Source organism: Paenibacillus rhizoplanae, assembly GCF_042684125.1.
Lineage (GTDB): Bacteria > Bacillota > Bacilli > Paenibacillales > Paenibacillaceae > Paenibacillus_AQ > Paenibacillus_AQ rhizoplanae.
Window position 1 is genome coordinate 129,691 of the sequence record NZ_JBHUKY010000013.1, and the last position, 17,539, is coordinate 147,229.

Here is a 17,539-nt window from a genome sequence, read left to right on the forward strand (position 1 = left end):
GTACCCGCAGGCGGCTCCATGCTAAATAAGGCCATCTATAATAAAAGTTCAAAATCCTACGGAGTTTGGAATGCAAAGGAGCGGAATCAACAAAACACAAAAAGGCGCTCCGCGATGATCGCGTGGAACGCTCTTTTAGCTGAAGCTTAAGGGTCTGGTCTTGCCTGCCGGGACTAGGTCAGTCTGTGAACAGACCACACAATGCCCGAAGAGACACCTCCAAGATCAAGCGGAATTGTTAATCCGTCTGCTTCATAGAAGAGTCCGATCACATCGCCTGCCGTCAGTTCAACTTCACCTGCCAATGTTACCGTACCATTACCAAGGATTGTCCGCAGAGACAGCAGAAGCGCAATGTTAACATTCAGCAGCGGGAACAATCCGGTTACCAGATCTGTTACTGTCGGTGATGTTCTCCGCACTACAAAAGCCGGATCAATTCCCGCTCCCAATGCAACCGAGATGGCAGCCGTAGTGCTGTAGTTAATGGTTGCCTCAAACGAATATCTGCCGGATACCGGTATCGTGTAGTTGCCCGTAGTCTCATTAAATGTCGCACTGTCATAGTAAGGCGAAGTAACAGTCCAACCCGTAAGCTGCGTACTGGTCGCGGCCGAGAACGTCGGCAGGAATGCAGAGAACCCTTCCGTTGCAGCATTCGGGCCGGTTGCTCCGGTTGCTCCAGTTACCCCAGTTTCACCCGTTGCCCCGGTTGCCCCCGTTGCTCCGGTTGCTCCTGTTGCTCCCGTTGCTCCTGTTGCTCCCGTTGCTCCCGTTACCCCAGTTTCACCCGTTACCCCGGTTGCTCCAGTTACCCCGGTTTCACCCGTTGCCCCGGTTTCACCCGTTGCCCCGGTCGCCCCAGTCACTCCGGTCGCACCCGTTACTCCCGCGCCCGTTGCTCCGGTCGCTCCAGTCACTCCTACGCCCGTTGCCCCGGTCGCTCCAGTCACTCCTACGCCCGTTGCTCCGGTCGCCCCGGTCACTCCTACGCCCGTTGCCCCGGTCGCCCCGGTCACTCCTGCGCCGGTGGCCCCGGTCGCTCCGGTCACTCCTGCTCCAGTTGCGCCTGTCGGACCCGTAACGCCAGTCGCCCCGGTCGCACCTGTTGTGCCTACTCCGGTCGCACCCGTTGCTCCAGTCGCCCCCGTTACTCCTACGCCAGTTGCACCTGTCGGACCCGTAACGCCAGTCGCCCCATTAGCTCCAGTCGCCCCGGTCACCCCAGCCCCCGTTGCCCCGGTCCCGCCTGTCGGACCCGTAACGCCAGTCGCCCCGGTCGCACCTGTTGTACCTGCTCCGGTCGCCCCCGTTACTCCTACGCCAGTTGCACCTGTCGGACCCGTAACGCCAGTCGCCCCGGTCGCACCTGTCGTTCCTACTCCGGTCGCCCCCGTCACTCCCGCGCCCGTTGCGCCTGTCAGACCCGTAACGCCGGTTGCCCCAGTAGCCCCAGTCGCACCCGTTACGCCAGTATCGCCCAATAATTCAGCCGAGACCAACCGGTGGGCGGTGACGAGCTGTCCCGTACTGCTCTTGCCCCATACGGAGATCTGAACCGGATCATCTACAGTATCTGAAGTGGCAAACACAAATTCAAAGGCATCCAGATCCGCATAGTAAGTATTAGTAATAGATCCGTTGGCAGCTACATTAAGTGATTGACTGACATACAGTACACGCATGCCTCCCTGCATGTAATAGCCTTGTAAAACTACCGTAGAAGCTGAAACATTACTGCGGTTATCAATTCTGACCGTAACCTGTGTAGTGGGTCTTACTCCTCCTACTGCATTATTTTCCAGCGGTCCTGTGGATAGTAGAGTCATTTTCCAGTCTCCTTTAATGACAGATTTGCATTGCCCTGCTAGATTGTCCTTTCCTCGCTTAATCTATCTTTTGACTACATAGAAGCTAGCAGCAGAAAGATGGATCAATATAGTAATATTCTGCGATTCCGGCACGGTGTGTGCATTACAGCTAGATTCCGGCAGCCATCCTGTATAAATAGGAGACAACACAAAAGAACCCTCCCGCGAGCCGCACTGGCCAGGAAAGGTTCCTGAATATAAGCCTATTCTATTCCCGTCCGCTGCTTGAACGGCTCAGCAGGCTCTCCCCCAATAACGGGGAACGGGGATCGAACTGCGGATAGATATACTCCTCACGCCGAAAAGAATACCCGGTAGCTGCAATGTCCAGCATCTGATTCAGCCGCTCACTCTCGCTGCCCAGTCCCTGGTCCAACGGAATGTCCCCCGCGATGATCCGCAGGTACAGTTGCATTCTTGGACGGTCGCCTGAATAACGCGGCTCCATGGACACCGTATTCGGGTCGTATTGGTCCATGATCTGCGGGGAGAGCGGATAGATCGATTCTGCTGCGGTGGGATAGAATTCCCTGAAGTGGCGCAGCCCGCGTGAAGCGCCCGGCTTATCCATAATCCCGTCTGTCACCGGAAGGGCGAGCGCCTGCTGGTACAGCATGCCCAGGAATTCCTTCGACTGAAGAAATCTCCAGACCTTCACCGCAGCCTCCCGGCTCTGCGCCGCACTGTTCACCACCAGCGGAGCGTGGGGGACCATCATCAGGGCCCCGGCCCGGCGCCGTGACAGATCCGCTGCCGGAGGGAGCGCTACTCCCCAGTCATCCTTAGGCATATACTCCTGCAGCTTGACATAATCTTTGCTGGTAACATACATCATGCCGATATTGCCGTCTGCGAACTGCCGGAGCGCGCTGCCCAGCTTCAGCAGAGTCTCCCCCGGGTAGAGGCTGCCCTGCTGCTTCATCTCCCGCACCATTTGCAGCCAGGGGGCATACACACTCAGGTCATAACGGCCCGACCGGTAGTCATAAAGATAATAACCGCTGTAGGTATTCGATAGTTCCAGTCCGGCCTGGAGGCTGGCCCGGCTATCCCCGGCGGGCAACGCGAAGCCGTATTTGTTCACCGGGGCTCCGGCCCGGCTGATCTGCAGGGCCGCCTGCTCCAGTGCGGCGAAGGTAAGCGGAGGCCGCTCCGGGTCAAGTCCGGCGCTGCGGAACAATTGCTTATTGTAGATCAGGCGCACGGTATCAATACTGGAGGGCATGAAGTAGATTCCGCCCTTGAACAACGAGCCGGACGCGTGCTTCCTGGCCCATACCGGGAAGCGCAGCAGCCAGCCGGCATCCAGATCAGCAGACAAATTAGCGAGATACCCCTTGTTGACGTAAGTGGCCAGCCAGGCGTTATCGACACTGAACACATCCGGCCCCTGCCCGGAGGTCATCAGCATATTCAAGGTATCGTCATATGCGTCTGTAGCAAGGTTCATCACTACAATCTCAATCTGATCGGGATTTGTTTTATTATAATGGCTGATAGCATTCTTCACTTCCAGGTTCTCCGTCCAGTCAGACAGGGCGACCCTCACCCGGGTGGTCTGCGCCGCCGGTACGGCCTTCTCGCCTTGAGTGAGGTCCGGCAGCAGCGGGCGGTTATAACCAAGAGTGTAAATAGCCAGCCCGCAGCCTAAGATGATAATAAAATAGAACAGTAACCTTTTCACACCGCACCTCCTGCGTTGACATCCTGACTTCACGCGTTTTACAATGTATACCAGTTATTGACTCGGAAGGAGGACTCCGATGAAGAAATATTACGATTCGTTGTCGAAGGCACTCTTCCTCTATAACTTCAGCATCCGCAGCCGCCTGATTCTCTACTTCCTCTTCCTGGTTCTTCTCCCGACTACGATCATCTCTGTCACCATCTATAACAAATCCGCCGGGATCATTACCCGGAATATGAATACATCCATTGAGAATAACTTCAATCTGGTTCAGGATAATCTCGCCCGGCGGTTCGAAGCCGCCAATCAATCCATGACCGCGCTGTACCTAAATTCTGAATTCGCGGACCTCATCTCCTCCAACCGGCCAACAGACAGTACCGGAATCATTAATGAGCTGGCCGCCCTTAGCAAAATCCTTGAGGATTTCCCCGCGAACGGGACCTCCGGCAACAGCTTCGTTCCTATGCTCTATATGCTGAACCGGCCGGAATATACCCAATATAATTTCTCACGGCGTGTATTCAATATCGATCTTATTACCTTGAAGCCCTGGTATTTAAACATTCCGGCCAAAGCCGATTTTGCCGTGGTGGGTCTTAGCTCGCTGGATTCCCGGTTCACCCTCAAATTCGCGAAGCGCCTGTTCGGTATCCGGCATGCACAACTGCCCTATGTCGGACTGCTCACCCTAGATATCCCGGCGGCCGAATTCGGCACGCTCCTGGAGCATTATAAGCCCACGCCCGGCAGTAAGGTCTATATCGCAGACAAGGCCGGAACCATCGCCATCAGCCCCGAGCCGTCGCTTATCGGCCAGAATATCGCTGCCCAGGATTATTACAGCAAGCTTAGCTTGACTATAGGGCCTGCTGACAGTACCAGCAACCCTCTCTCTCCAGACCACTCATCCGCCCTGCATTCCTTCCGCCACTCCATCGGCAGCGAGGAGATGCTCGTCTCGTACAAAACCCTGGAGAACACCGGCTGGACCATCCTGTCCTTCTCACCTGTCCGCGAGCTTAACGGGGAGCTGATCTCCTTCCGCCGGGTGATGTATATCGTAATAGTCATCTGCATGCTCGTCTCCTTCCTGATGGCCCTGCTGCTGTCCGAGAATATCTCCGCACCGATCCGCAAATTCATCCAGTCGATGTCGCATGCCGAGAGCGGGAACTTCAATATCCCCATCCGCTACCGGCGCAAGGACGAATTCTCCTATTTATTCAACCGCTACAATAAGCTGCTTCAGCAGATTAAGGCACTGATCGACAAGCTCTACGTCACCGAGCTGCGCAAAAAGGAAGCCGAGCTGCAAATGCTCCAGGCCCAGATCAATCCGCATTTTCTCTACAATACCCTGGACTCCATTAACTGGATTGCCATTAACCACGATATTCCCGAGATCAGCAGCATGGTCACCTCGCTCTCGGACTTCTTCCGGTACAGCCTGAGCAAGGGCCGCAATATTATCCCGCTCCGCGATGAGCTGCGGCAGGTCGAGAGCTATCTGCAGATTCAGCAGTTCCGCTTCCAGGACCGGCTTCACTATGAGCTGGAGGAGACGGACCGGGCGCTGGCAGAGGAATGTCTGGTGGTGAAGCTCAGTCTCCAGCCGCTGGTGGAGAATGCCCTGATTCACGGGATTCAGCAGCGGCGGGGCACAGGCACGATTCGCATCCGGGTCGAGCAGACGGAGGAGCTGCTTAGCATCTCCGTGTTCGACGATGGAATAGGCGCCGATCCCGCACGGCTGAACCAGCTGCTGGCAGACCCGCAGCCGGGCAACCAGTCTTACGGCATCCGCAATGTGCATATGCGAATCCGGCAGTTTTTCGGAGAGTCCTACGGCATCCGTTATTACGACAATACCGAAGACGGCTGCGGTCTGCTGGCTGTCATCCGGTTCCCGGTGGTCACTACTTGGAATGAGGTGAAGGAAGATGTTAACGATGATCGTAGCGGATGACGAGCCGTTTATCCGCAACAGTCTGATCCGTGTGTTCGATTGGCAGGAAGAGTTCGGGATTGAGATTATCGGGGAAGCCTCGGACGGACTGGAAGCGTACGAATTATGCCTGAAGCTCAGGCCGGATATTCTGTTCACCGACATTATGATGCCGCTAATGGGGGGACTTGAGGTAGCAGAGAAGCTGCGGGAGGCAGGCTGCAGGGCCCGGATTATTATAATCAGCGGCGCCCAGGACTTCTCCTACGCCCGGGAGGCACTGAAGGTGAACGCAGAGGGATATATTCTGAAGCCTGTCAAGCTGCCCGAGATCCGCAGTGTCTTCCGCCAGGCGGTGGCCAAGCTGACAGAGGAACGCGAGCAGCAGCTGGATATAGAGCAGCTTAAGCAGCAGCTTCAAGACAATATGCCGCTGCTGCGGGAGAAATTCCTCCAGAATCTGATCGCCGGCCTGTACCGCAAGGAGGATGAGATCTGGCAAAAGATACAGTATTTCGCCCTGCCCTTCCAGCAGGGGACACTGCTTAGCGTCTGTGTGCTCCAGTTGGATGAATACCGGAGCGCGGTGGCTAAATACTCGGAGGAGCATAAGCAGCTGCTTTATTTTTCCATCCAGAATGTCATTCAGGAGAGCCTGAACAGCCACCCCTGCGCCATCAGCTTCGTGGCCAGTGAGAACGAGTTCATCCTGGTATTCTGCACCCCGCAGACGCCTCCGTCCCCCTCCCTCTCCGGAACATGCGGGCAGATTATCGCCAACATTCAGAAGTCTCTGCGGCTGGACGCCTCCGTCGGCATCGGGCGGGCTTGTCCGCTGGCGGGCCAGCTTGAGGATTCCTATAAGGATGCGCTGGCCGCGCTGGTGTACAAATTCTATACCGGGCCTGCCTCTGTCCTCTACATTAAGGATATCCAGCCCGACACGGAGAAGCTGCAGAGCACTTTTATCTATAAACTCCAGGCCCGGCTGATGAATGAATTGAAGGCAGGACATACGGACACCGTCACCCGGCTGATGGAGCAGCTCTTCGGCGGGCTGGCCGGGCCCAAGCATAGAATTGAATATGTGCAGAGCCTCTGCGCGGAGATGATTTTCACCTCCGCCAGAGCTCTATATGAGATTGATGAGGACATCGGGCAGGTGCTGAGCGACCGGATTAGCATCATGGATAAGCTGTACCAGCAGACCACGATCACCGGCCTTAAGGCGTATATGCTGTCACTCCTGCATGACTTAAGCGCTTATGTAGCAGGTAAGAACACCTCCAGGAACAGCCGGATCGTCAGCAGCATCCGTACCATCGTTCAGGAGGGATACGCCTCGGAGCTGTCCGTGTCCAGGATTGCCGAGGAGGTGTTTCTGACACCTAACTACATCAGCCTGCTATTCAAGAAGGAGACCGGCAGAACCATTACCGACTATATCACCCAGATCCGCATAGGCAAGGCGAAGGAGCTGCTGCTGACTACGGACCTGAAGGTCATGGAGATCTCGGAGCGGGTCGGCTATGAGAATCCCCATTATTTCAGTACAGTTTTCAAAAAAACCACCGGCCTGCACCCGCTCAAGTTCCGTTCGGCCAAGGGTTAGACCGCCCCCCCGCTCTAGCGGATAATATACGATTTCGTACCTATTCTGGAGTAGATGGCGGTTTTTGCATTCACTTTCGCGGAGACCGGCGGGCCCATGCGTGCGTTGCCCAGTGAAGCAATATAGGCAAAGTCCGGGTGAAGCCCCTCATCCGCCAGATAGGCCGAGGTCCGGCTGCCCGGCACCCGCTCCCTGTTGAGCGATACAATCATCTGAGTGGCATTCTTGATCCCGAGCCCGTGTCCGTAGTAACTGTCCCTGGACAACATAATCGCGTTCTCCCCCTGCCATTCCGGCTTAGCCGGATCATGGTCAGGATTCTTGAAATAGACCACATCGCCCGGCTGCAGCTCATTCCTGTTGAACGTGGTAATCAGCTTCAGATTGCTGTCATAGTTCCAGTCCCACAGGTACAGACCAGTGAAATAACGGTTGAAGGCCGCCTCCCCGATCATGTTGATGGTTGCTTTATATAGAATCATCACCATCGCCATAGCACATTCGAAGGCATACAGCTGTCCATTCACAAAAATATCATTAATCGCCGCCGAAGGAGTGACATTTGCATTCAGCTCAAATCCACCGCCTCCTGTACGGGTCCAGTACCTCGGATTGCAGCGGGAATTCTCAAAGGTCGAAAAATCTGTCCCCCCTACATTCATTGCCCGGGCTGCCGCAATGATCTCCCCCCGCATTCTGCTCTCAAAGGCCATATCCGCCGGAGCCGCATATCCATACCCCATTCTGCTTCCCCCTTTCGTCTTCTTGTCATGAAATATAGGTTATTGTACGTGTCGGGCCGCAATTGGTGCGGAGGAGTTTGCTTACTGCGCCAAAAGAACCGGCTTTTGCCGGTGCTCTCCTTCCTGGCCGCTGCCCGATCCTCAGCACCATAGATTTAGTTTCATTGACTGAAATATTATCAATGTTAAGATATAGGAACATACGTTCTTTATTTTTTTGGAAAATGGTTGTAAAAAATACATTTCATTTCTCTTTATAGGGGAATGAAAGAAGGGGGATGAATGATGATGGAGGGTGACATCACTACTTTCATTGCTAATTTAGGCTTCCCGATTGCAATTACTTTGTATCTGCTTATTCGTTTTGAAAAGAAAATATCTGATTTAAGCGAGGCTATCAATGCTTTAAAGAATGAAATACAAAAAAATGTAAAGCGGTGATTTTATGTTGGCCGAACTTTTAGTACAAGCACAGCAACACCATGATCAGGGGGCAACACTACATATCCTAGAATCTTTCACACCAAAGATCAAAGCCTCCTTGCGACAAGTCCCCGCCGATCAGTGGTTGTAAATAAAGAGACTCATTTCTCTTTATATAATGAGACGCCGGTGACATATTGGAGGTAATAAATATGGCTTGTGTATCAAACATCAATACTTTTGTGAATGGCTCTATCACATACAACTGAACAAATTATGGCATAATTGCTCTTGCAAAATGGGTATCTTATCAGAGTTGGAGAAAAAGTGGGGGTATTAACGGCTTGCCTGTTGCTTTCATCGTTGCTCAATGGGGATTTGAACACGGCTTACACTACAGTACTCATCTATTAGCTTCCTAAAGGTTTAACTTCAATTTGATCAGCAAGAAATTCATTCTTGGCACTATCGAATTTGTATGTGATATTGAAATCACATACATATGTAGCAGACACACCTACAGATCCTCCAAGGTTCAATTTTATTTTTTGATTCTCCAATGAATAAATATATACTCCTCCAAAAGCAAGGCTATCTTGCTTGTAATCCGGTGCTGGATCAAATCCATAGTTGAAATCATATTCTTTTCCTTGTGATTTAACGGAAATCGCTAGTGTACCATCACCGTTTTTAGCAACATGCGTTTCAAGCTGATTCGCAACAATCTCTTCATAACCTTGGACTTTAATTTCGGATAGATCCTCGGCATTAACGACATGAATATCATAATTGTTTAATTCTGTTCCTCGCCCAGTCTGGATGATAATTACGGCTTCTTCTTTCCCATCGCCTGTAACATCCGTGTAAAATACCTGCGGGGCAGTTCCAGTATCCATAGGAATATTCCAAGGATAGTCTTTCTTATTACCGTTAATATCCAGTGTTATCCCATCAGTTTTTGTATAAAACTTTACTTTTTCATCTTCTGAAGACCCCAGCAACTTCACATCCTTATCTTGCACCGGCTGTGTCATAACTTGTTTACTAGGAGACTCACCCGAACCATTATTAACCGTTGCAGGTTTATCTGATCCACATCCTGAAAGCAAAACGACACTCAACACAATCAATACACCAAGCTCTTTTTTCAACCCTGAAAGCTCCTTTCGTCTAATTATCTGAAATTATATCAGAGAAAATGAATCCATGAATAACATATAATTAATCCAATCAATTCCATGGGAAGTACCATACACCTAATTTTATCCATCTCACATACCATTATGTTATTATCCTTCCCCTCACAGCCACCCCTTTCCTATTTTTTACTTATTATACCATATATATTTTTCCCTTATTGGGTTTATCTATTTTTCTTTCCACAAACCTAAATAGGGGGAGCCTAGCTCCCCCCTCAAAATATTTAAAATTCAACCCATGAAGAACAGTCTATTATTGCAAAGTCAGGTTAGGATTCAAAGTAATCTCAAAGGCGCGGCCCCAAATATAATCGGGATCATCGTGTGGAAGTACTGCGCTGGCGTATTCGGAGAAGGACCAGCCGTCTCCGCTAATCTGCCGGATACCGCACGCCGGTTCAGCACTGCCGATCAGGAAGGCGCCCGTCCCGGCAAGCGTGGCCGTGTGTGTCTGCATCCGCTCTCTCAGAAGGGCCTCGAGATGAGCGTAATCCTCCGGGCTATTGAACAGCAACATATTCTGATCTGTAAACGTTGCAACATTCTCATAGAGCGAATGGGCTCTGGAGTACGTCCGGATTTCGCCAATCGCCAGCCTTTTGTAGAAGTAATCCTTCAGGAAGCGTTTGAATAGCAGTGAGCCGTGAGCGTTAACCGCAAGGTCCAGCGCCGCCGCATCGGTCTCTGTAACGATATAAGCATACCGGGCCTGGGCCATGCCCAGTGCGAGACCGATTTTGTTCCCCGGCGTATTCCAGCCGCTATACCCTAATAGAGCGCCAGTATGCCTGCTGCCCAGCAAAGCCTCAGTTATACTTGCATCTGCTGCACCTGCGCCGACACAGTCAATCACTAACGACGGGACGGCGCGGGAATAGTTATCTTCAATGCGGTTAACCGCAGCCAGCGCCTGATCCGCAGCGGTAATCGCGATAATCTCCACCTCACGGGCATCGCCTACCGCCTCTCCTCCCACAATATCCAGATGGCGCAAAATGTTCTGATGCACATCCATATATTCATACGGACTCGTAAGGGTAGAGCCATGCGGTCCGAAATATTCAACAGTGTACCTGGTGGTAGCCCCGTTCCGGTAGAGCTGATTCGCCATCCGCGCCAGTAAGGACTGTCCCAGTCCGTCTGCATCCGGGAGAATGACGGCCCGGTCCGGATTTTGACCATGGGTCCCGCCCAGCCATTCATTAATGCCTGCTTCCATATAGTGAATCTCGTTAATCTGCACGCCCTGAGTATTGGCATCATCCACACCGACTGCAAGGAAATCAATAGAGCCCTCCTGCGCCAGCACCTCCAGAATATAGCGGTTCGTCTTGAACTTATGCGCTCTGGCATTGTAATACTGCTCTTTATCAAAAGTAGCTGTACTGCCATAGTCACCGGTCGGGGACAGGTTATATCCGCTGAGAATATCATCGAACTGCGTGAAGCTTCTGCGCGGCTGAAGCATGAAATTGCGGGACTCCGTATACGCCGTGAGGTCCAGTCCTCCCGCAAAAGAGGTGGTCGCCAGTCTCATAATTGTATCCATTACATACACCGGCTTGTCCGGGTAAGCTTGCTTCACTTCACGGATGACGTCGAGCAAGTCTGTAATTGCAGCATCGTAAGTGGGATAAGCACCCCCTGCATCCGTACGCAGACGGCGGCTGCCAATCAGCCCCCCATAGGCCAGCATATCCGCTGACAGGATGAAACCATCCACAGAAGCTGCATGATCCCGAATATATTGCCGGATCTTGACGGTATCTCCATAAGCCGGTGAACCTGTGGTCAGCAGGGTTGTGCCCGATGCGGTCTTTTGCGAATCCAGCCGATTCTTAAGGTCCGTTACATCCGGTGTGATCACATGAATCCCCGCCGATCTCCCCTGCACAATCACATCATCCAAATTAACAGGCCGGTCATCCAATGGTACATATAGCACTTTCTTCATTTATGTCACGCTCCTTCTTGTTAGCAGATAGGCTCAGAACAGATGCCTTCACTATATAAGGTGATTTACACAGATAGATTACAACCAGAACAATAAATTATTTTTACCACGCGTCCATAAAAGCGAATTATCATTGACTCTAGTATTTACATTTCATCAGCAATTTTTTTAAGCTCGAAAATAGTTGCCTCTGATAACAAGATAAGTCTATCACTATTAATAGCAAAAAAATTCAAGCTAGAAGGTATGCCAAGTTTTGTATAAGGATCACTTACATCTATTACTTTTACTACATCCTTTATATTTAAGTCTGGAATATCTATTTTATAGAATCTATAAAAAGAGGTAGAGTCAGTACATATCGTTGTAATTTCATATAATGGATTTTTTAGTTCAGTTTGATATTTCGTGTAATTTTTAAGTCCTTTTGATGAAAAAAAATCTTTTTTGATGATAATTTTATCTCCAATGAATTTTTGTCCTGTTGGATATTCGGAAGCATCATTGTATGAATTTGCGAATCCTAGAAGCTTCTCAACTTCCCAAGTTCCATAGAAATTTTGTGCGGTTTCACTATCCAAGCCTATACGGTCTACAGTACAATCCCCAGAACGATCTGTATTCTGTTCCGGCTGCGTTGTTATTTGTTTACTAGGCGAATCCCCCGTACCTTGCGTGACCGTTGCGGGCTTATCCGCCCCACACCCTGACAGCAAAATGGTACTCCATAACATCAATAATCCTAGCTCTTTTTTCAAGACTCTAATCTCCTTTCACTTACTTAGCAGATCCTTAGCAGAAATTATATCAAAGCAGATGAAAGCATGATTGACATGAATTTAACATTATTTATGATTAAAGTTAAATTTATGTAAATACTTTCTGTGTTTTTGGTATTAGCTACCTGGATACAGGGTTGGATATATTAGTAATTCTTCTCAGAATAAAGAGCCTACCCAATTGAAAGGCAGACTCTTTATTTCATTCAGTATTATTCAGGTAAGTTAATATATACGGAGGCATTATCAGCCGTTTTATTCCAAGTAACCTGTGCGCCAAGTGCTTCAGAGATAATAGAACCTCCACTTAATCCTAGACGATGCAAGAGTATCCTTTATCCATTTTTTTCTCATTTATAGCTTAGAATAATAAAAATGAATGTAAAAGGAGAGGTAATTAGTATGGGCTTAGCATTTAAGGTTAATGAAAAGCTGTTGCCTGAACAAATGGCTGAGGTGTTTAGATTATCAGGGCTAAAGCGTCCTCACAACGATTTAGAACGTATGGAGAAAATGATTGATCAAGCCGATATCTTAATTAGCTGCTGGGATGGCGGCCGGGTAGTCGGAGTAGCTCGGGCCATCACTGACTATTGCTACTGCTGTTATCTGTCGGATCTGGCCGTCGTCCAAGAGTATCAGAAGAAAAATATAGGTAAAGAACTGGTAGAACTCCTTCAGCAGACCTTAGGAGATCAAGTAGCCATCGTGCTTTTGTCATCAGAGGAAGCTTTAACGTTCTATCCTCAAATCGGCTTTGAAGCTGCTACCAATGCCTTTCGGATCGCCCGCAAACATTAGCTACTCTCTGGAACCAGCAGCCTCCTGGAACCATAGATTCACCTGCGCGGTCTCCTCGGTCAGAAGATCCAGGTAGATAGATGTACGGTAATCGGTCTCCTTGAGGCTCCGGCCTGTAATCTCGGCGATCCTGTTGAGTCGGTACATTAAGGTATTGGTATGAATATGCAGAAAAGCGGCCGATGCCTTCAGATTGCCGTCCAGCGACAGGTATACAGCGAGGGTTCTCAGCAAATCGCTCTTATGCTCACGGTCATGCTCCTTCAAAGGATAGAGCAGCGGGCTCCGGCGGGGGCGGCTCCGTTTCTGTTCCAGAATAGCCGGAAGGTACGCCCAGAACCCGATCTCTTCATAGAGCAGCAGCTCACGCGTATGATAAGGCAGCAGCTTCTTCATCTCCAGAATCTGTAGCGCTTCGCGGTATGCTTCAGCAGCCGAGGTATATTCGCGGTATTCAGGACTGCAGCCTGCTGTAAGCTTGCAGCCTTCGCTCTGGCCCAGCTCCCCTAGCAGCTTGTGCAGGAACGAAGACAGACGCCCGGTCCCTTCCAACGGAAACATAAAGGAGAAAAGAATAATCAGCCGGTTCTGCTCGGCGGTCTGAAAAAGCAGCCTCTGCCCGGTATAGGTATCCATCACCCTGCGGAATTTCTGCAAAAAATGCTCATCCACCGGCCTGCTGCTCTCCAGCACCCCGATATAATAACGCTCCGGCAGCAGAATCGCACCAGCCTCTGCCTCCTGGCGGATTCGCGGCTCACTCTCATAATGCGAGGTCAGCAGCTTCCAAAAGAAATCCTCGAACGTCTTCTCCTGCTTCGTCTTCCAGCCGCGCTGCTTCAGCAGATAACGTCCGGCAATCCCTGCAGCCTTTTCCACGATACGCTCCGCATGACCTTCGGCAAGATTTCCCCCGTCCACCACCCAAATATAGCCGAGAATCTCCTGCTGGTGCCGGATGCACATGGCAAGTCTGGGACCCAGACCCACCTCCATCACTGCGGGGATGCGGATCGGATGGCCGGTATTCTCCAGATTGTGCATAACACCCTTTTTGCGGAGGCCAATGATCACGGTATTCGGTACTCTTTTGCCGATGATGGTCGAGATTCGTGCCGCATCACTCTCAAACTGATGGGAGCTGTAGCCAATCACATGATGATTGCTGTCCTCAATCGTAACCTGCGCCTGAAGCGATTCACTAAGGGTATCCGCCAGGGATTCCATGCTGTCAAAAAAACGGTCAAATGATGGCTCTGCTTCTGTCAATGTTCCCACCCCAACCCCTAAGAATAGCCGAAGCTTATATAAGTGATTACATTATATTACAGCGCCTAGCAGTTGCCTATAGGGAGATGCAAGAAATATGGAGGAAACCTAACATCCGATGAGGGATTTTCGTCAAAAGCAAAAATAGTGCGGAGCGATAGCTGACATGGAGCGTATGTCCGGCACACCTGCCTTGGCAGCAGCAATTCGCGCGGGGTCAAAGTGATCGGTTTCCCGATTACATTCGGCCTACGTGCCTCCGCAGCGCCGAATGTGTTCGCTTTTTCGATTACATTTAGCCCACTCCAACACAAAAAGCCCGGTGATCGCTCACCGGACTGCATCAGGCATACTCTTTGTCTATTACAATACCCCTCTAGCCGACTTTTATCTCTACAGATTAGATCAGCGTGAACTCCTGCTCTACAGCAGCCTCAACCGTGAAGTACTCTTCCCCAAGAGCTTCGGCTACGGCCTGACAGGTGATTTTGCCGTTGGCTACATTGACGCCGCTCTTCAGACCGGCATTGTCTTCGATGGCCTGGAATACGCCTTTGTTGGCAATTTGCAGGGCATATGGAACGGTTACGTTGGTTAGAGCGATGGTCGAGGTTTTAGCGACTGCACCCGGCATATTGGCGACCGAGTAGTGTAGGACCCCATGCTTCTCGAATACAGGGTTATCATGCGTGGTCACCCGGTCAATCGTCTCCACAATCCCGCCCTGGTCAATCGCCACATCGACAATGACGGAACCTGGCTTCATTGTCTGCACCATCGCTTCCGTTACCAGCTTAGGTGCCTTCGCGCCCGGAATTAGCACGGCCCCTACCAGCAGGTCTGCTTCGGCAACAGCCTTGGCGATGTTATACGGATTGGAGATCAGGGTGCTGATCTGTGCGCCGAAAATATCGTCAAGCTGGCGGAGCCGGTCTGCGCTCAGATCGATAATGGTCACCTCGGCACCAAGTCCGATGGCCATCTTGGCTGCGTTGGTGCCGACCACACCGCCGCCGATAATGCTGACCTTGCCGCGGCTTACACCTGGAACCCCGGAGAGCAGGATACCCTGTCCGCCGTAGTTTTTTTGCAGGAATTGTGCACCGAGCTGTACAGCCATGCGCCCGGCTACCTCACTCATCGGGGTGAGCAGCGGCAAGGTACGTCCATCCACTACGGTCTCGTAGCCGATGGCGAATACGCCTTTGTCTTTGAGGGCGGCAGCAAGAGCAGGCTCTGGAGCCAGATGCAGATAAGTAAAGAGGATAAGCCCCGGGCGGAAGTAGCCGTATTCACTGCTCAGCGGTTCTTTCACCTTCATTACCATTTCAGCGGCAGCCCACACTACGGCGGCTTCTGCAACCAATTCCGCACCAGCGGCGCCATACTCTTCGTCCAGGAATCCGCTGCCCGCACCCGCTCCGGCCTCAACAAGCACCTTGTGGCCTTCTGCGCTTAGACTTACCACACCCGCAGGGGTAATCGCTACGCGGTTTTCATTGTTTTTGATTTCTTTCGGTACGCCAATAATCATCTTTCATCGCTCCTGTCAGTTAGGGTTCTCTTATGTAAAGAATCATAACATACGGGTCGCCACTGCATTTTGGGTAAAAAGAAAAACATGATCTGACATGATTGTGTTTTTACACAATGGACTTGAAACGCCGCACCAGCTGCTCCCGGAATAGAACGTTTCCCTGCACTATTGCCGCCCTAGCCCTAATCCGGGAAGAGAATGTAAAGTTATGTTCCATATTCTCCTGTTTTTTGTTCCTTCTGACGCTTCCGGCCATCTGCTATTCTTGAATTGCAAGCTTATACAGTACACACAGGGAGGTTGTCGCTTTGAACAAGAGCCGTGTTATCGCCGGAATCACTTCACTCGTTCTGATCATGGGCTTGGCCGCAGGCTGCGGGAACAGCAGCAATTCATCTTCAGCGGACAATGGAAGCTCTGCCACAGGTAAGAATACACCGGTTACGCTCAAAATGTGGGGCGGTGTCCCCCCGGAATCAGGTCCGCAGCAGGTCATGGACAACTGGAACAAGGAGCACCCCGATATTCAGGTTGAATATGTACGCTATGTTAATGATGATGACGGCAATCTGAAGCTGGATACGGCGATGATTACCGGCCAGGATGTGGATTTGTTCGTGAACTATACGATCTCCCATGCCGCCAAGCGGGTGGAATCGGGACTGGCCCTGGACCTCAGCGGCTTCACCGATTACAACATTGAAGAGAAGATGGGCGCGGACACCGCAAGCTGGAAGATTGACGGCAAATTCTACGGCGTTCCGACGACCAAAAGCCCGTTCTTCATCGCTCTGAATAAAGACGCCCTGGACAAGGCCGGTCTGCCCGTTCCGAAGGAATGGACCTGGAATGAGCTGCGCGAGTATGCGAAGAAGCTGAAGATCGGCAATTCGTACGGTTTTATTCAAAATATGGAGCCCTTCGTGGACCCCATCGACTCCGTGCTGTCACAGGAGGGCTACACCAAGCCGGACGGCACCTCCAATCTCGATCATCCGCTGGTCCGACAATGGCTGGAGACGTTGAACGGGATGATGCAGGACGATAAGACCACACCGCCGCTCGGCGAGCAATTAACTTCCAAAATGCCGGTGGAGCAGGTCTTCCTCAGCGGAGAGGTGCCGATGCTCAATATCGGGGCATGGCTGCTGCGCAGCTCGAATAACTTCACCGATTTCCCGCGTGACTTCAAAATCGCCTTCGCTCCTGTACCGAGACTCGCCGAAGCTGCAGGTGATTATGTGACCCGCGGAGGTCTCGGCGATTACATCTCCATTAACGCCAAGTCCAAGAAGCAGGAAGCGGCCTGGGAGTTCCTGAAGTGGTATTCCGATGGCGGCATGTCCCCGATGGCAGCAGGCGGAAGACTCCCGGCCTCCAAGGATGCCAAGCAGGAAGATGCACTCAAGAGCCTCATCGGCGACAAAAGTGACTCCTACGATCTGGACTCTCTGATGTACGTCATGTTCGACAACAAGACGCCAACCTATGTCCGCAGCCTGCCGCAAGAGGTAATGGACCTGCGCTCACAGGAGTACGAGAAGTATTTCCTCAGCTCGCAGTCGCTCGACCAGACTGTGCAGGCCATGGCAGCCCGGCATAATGAGTATTTTGGACCTCTGTCAAGAAAGTAGATACTCACGCAACGGATGCCGTCGTAAACTGCTTAGCGAATCGGGCGGGGGAAAGATACCCCAGCGTGCCATGCATTCGCTT

Annotated in this window: 13 protein-coding genes; 5 read left to right on the forward strand and 8 right to left on the reverse strand. The window is 51.4% G+C overall.

Features of this window, described 5'->3' with window-relative positions; translation table 11 throughout:
* Positions 1–173: 173 nt before the first annotated feature.
* A complete protein-coding gene (locus ACFSX3_RS33300; protein ID WP_209992813.1) occupies positions 174–1,829 on the reverse strand; it encodes a hypothetical protein in 1,656 nt (551 codons plus the stop codon).
* A gap of 250 nt (positions 1,830–2,079) precedes the next feature.
* Positions 2,080–3,555 carry an ABC transporter substrate-binding protein gene (locus tag ACFSX3_RS05425; RefSeq protein ID WP_209992812.1) on the reverse strand — a complete coding sequence of 492 codons (1,476 nt, stop codon included), beginning with the start codon at positions 3,553–3,555 and terminating at the stop codon, positions 2,080–2,082.
* 79 nt (positions 3,556–3,634) lie between these two features.
* On the opposite strand from ACFSX3_RS05425, the gene ACFSX3_RS05430 reads away from it, so the two are divergent.
* Together ACFSX3_RS05430 and ACFSX3_RS05435 are read left to right on the forward strand one after the other, a co-directional pair.
* Positions 3,635–5,527 carry a cache domain-containing sensor histidine kinase gene (locus ACFSX3_RS05430; protein WP_209992811.1) on the forward strand — a complete coding sequence of 631 codons (1,893 nt, stop codon included), beginning with the start codon at positions 3,635–3,637 and terminating at the stop codon, positions 5,525–5,527.
* Complete coding sequence (locus tag ACFSX3_RS05435) at positions 5,502–7,118, forward strand: response regulator (RefSeq protein WP_209992810.1); 1,617 nt, start codon at positions 5,502–5,504, stop codon at positions 7,116–7,118. Before ACFSX3_RS05430 ends, ACFSX3_RS05435 begins: the two co-directional genes overlap by 26 nt.
* Positions 7,119–7,132: 14 nt before the next feature.
* Here the strand turns inward: ACFSX3_RS05435 and ACFSX3_RS05440 are convergent, their stop codons facing one another.
* Entirely contained in the window at positions 7,133–7,861 is a 729-nt protein-coding gene (locus tag ACFSX3_RS05440; protein ID WP_209992809.1) for a protein-glutamine gamma-glutamyltransferase, read from the reverse strand.
* Between the two features lie 282 nt (positions 7,862–8,143).
* Between ACFSX3_RS05440 and ACFSX3_RS05445 the strand changes: the two genes are divergently transcribed.
* A complete protein-coding gene (locus tag ACFSX3_RS05445; protein ID WP_379258398.1) occupies positions 8,144–8,302 on the forward strand; it encodes a YvrJ family protein in 159 nt (52 codons plus the stop codon).
* Positions 8,303–8,694: 392 nt separating this feature from the next.
* Here the strand turns inward: ACFSX3_RS05445 and ACFSX3_RS05450 are convergent, their stop codons facing one another.
* From ACFSX3_RS05450 to ACFSX3_RS05460, 3 genes are all read right to left on the reverse strand, one after another.
* On the reverse strand, positions 8,695–9,435 hold the full coding sequence (locus ACFSX3_RS05450) for a hypothetical protein (protein ID WP_209992808.1): 741 nt from the start codon (positions 9,433–9,435) through the stop codon (positions 8,695–8,697).
* A 301-nt stretch (positions 9,436–9,736) separates the two neighbouring features.
* Entirely contained in the window at positions 9,737–11,437 is a 1,701-nt protein-coding gene (locus ACFSX3_RS05455; RefSeq protein ID WP_209992807.1) for a DUF4127 family protein, read from the reverse strand.
* A gap of 146 nt (positions 11,438–11,583) precedes the next feature.
* Positions 11,584–12,195 carry a hypothetical protein gene (locus tag ACFSX3_RS05460; protein WP_209992806.1) on the reverse strand — a complete coding sequence of 204 codons (612 nt, stop codon included), beginning with the start codon at positions 12,193–12,195 and terminating at the stop codon, positions 11,584–11,586.
* 423 nt (positions 12,196–12,618) lie between these two features.
* On the opposite strand from ACFSX3_RS05460, the gene ACFSX3_RS05465 reads away from it, so the two are divergent.
* Entirely contained in the window at positions 12,619–13,017 is a 399-nt protein-coding gene (locus ACFSX3_RS05465) for a GNAT family N-acetyltransferase (protein ID WP_209992805.1), read from the forward strand.
* Here the strand turns inward: ACFSX3_RS05465 and ACFSX3_RS05470 are convergent, their stop codons facing one another.
* Both ACFSX3_RS05470 and ald read right to left on the reverse strand, forming a co-directional pair.
* Positions 13,018–14,286 carry a PucR family transcriptional regulator gene (locus ACFSX3_RS05470; protein ID WP_209992804.1) on the reverse strand — a complete coding sequence of 423 codons (1,269 nt, stop codon included), beginning with the start codon at positions 14,284–14,286 and terminating at the stop codon, positions 13,018–13,020. It lies immediately after the preceding gene.
* Between the two features lie 400 nt (positions 14,287–14,686).
* Positions 14,687–15,820, reverse strand: coding sequence for an alanine dehydrogenase (ald, locus tag ACFSX3_RS05475; protein WP_209992803.1), 1,134 nt, complete (start codon positions 15,818–15,820; stop codon positions 14,687–14,689).
* A 311-nt stretch (positions 15,821–16,131) separates the two neighbouring features.
* Here ald and ACFSX3_RS05480 point away from each other — a divergent pair, with 311 nt between their 5' ends.
* Positions 16,132–17,457 carry an ABC transporter substrate-binding protein gene (locus ACFSX3_RS05480; RefSeq protein ID WP_379258412.1) on the forward strand — a complete coding sequence of 442 codons (1,326 nt, stop codon included), beginning with the start codon at positions 16,132–16,134 and terminating at the stop codon, positions 17,455–17,457.
* Positions 17,458–17,539: the final 82 nt, after the last annotated feature.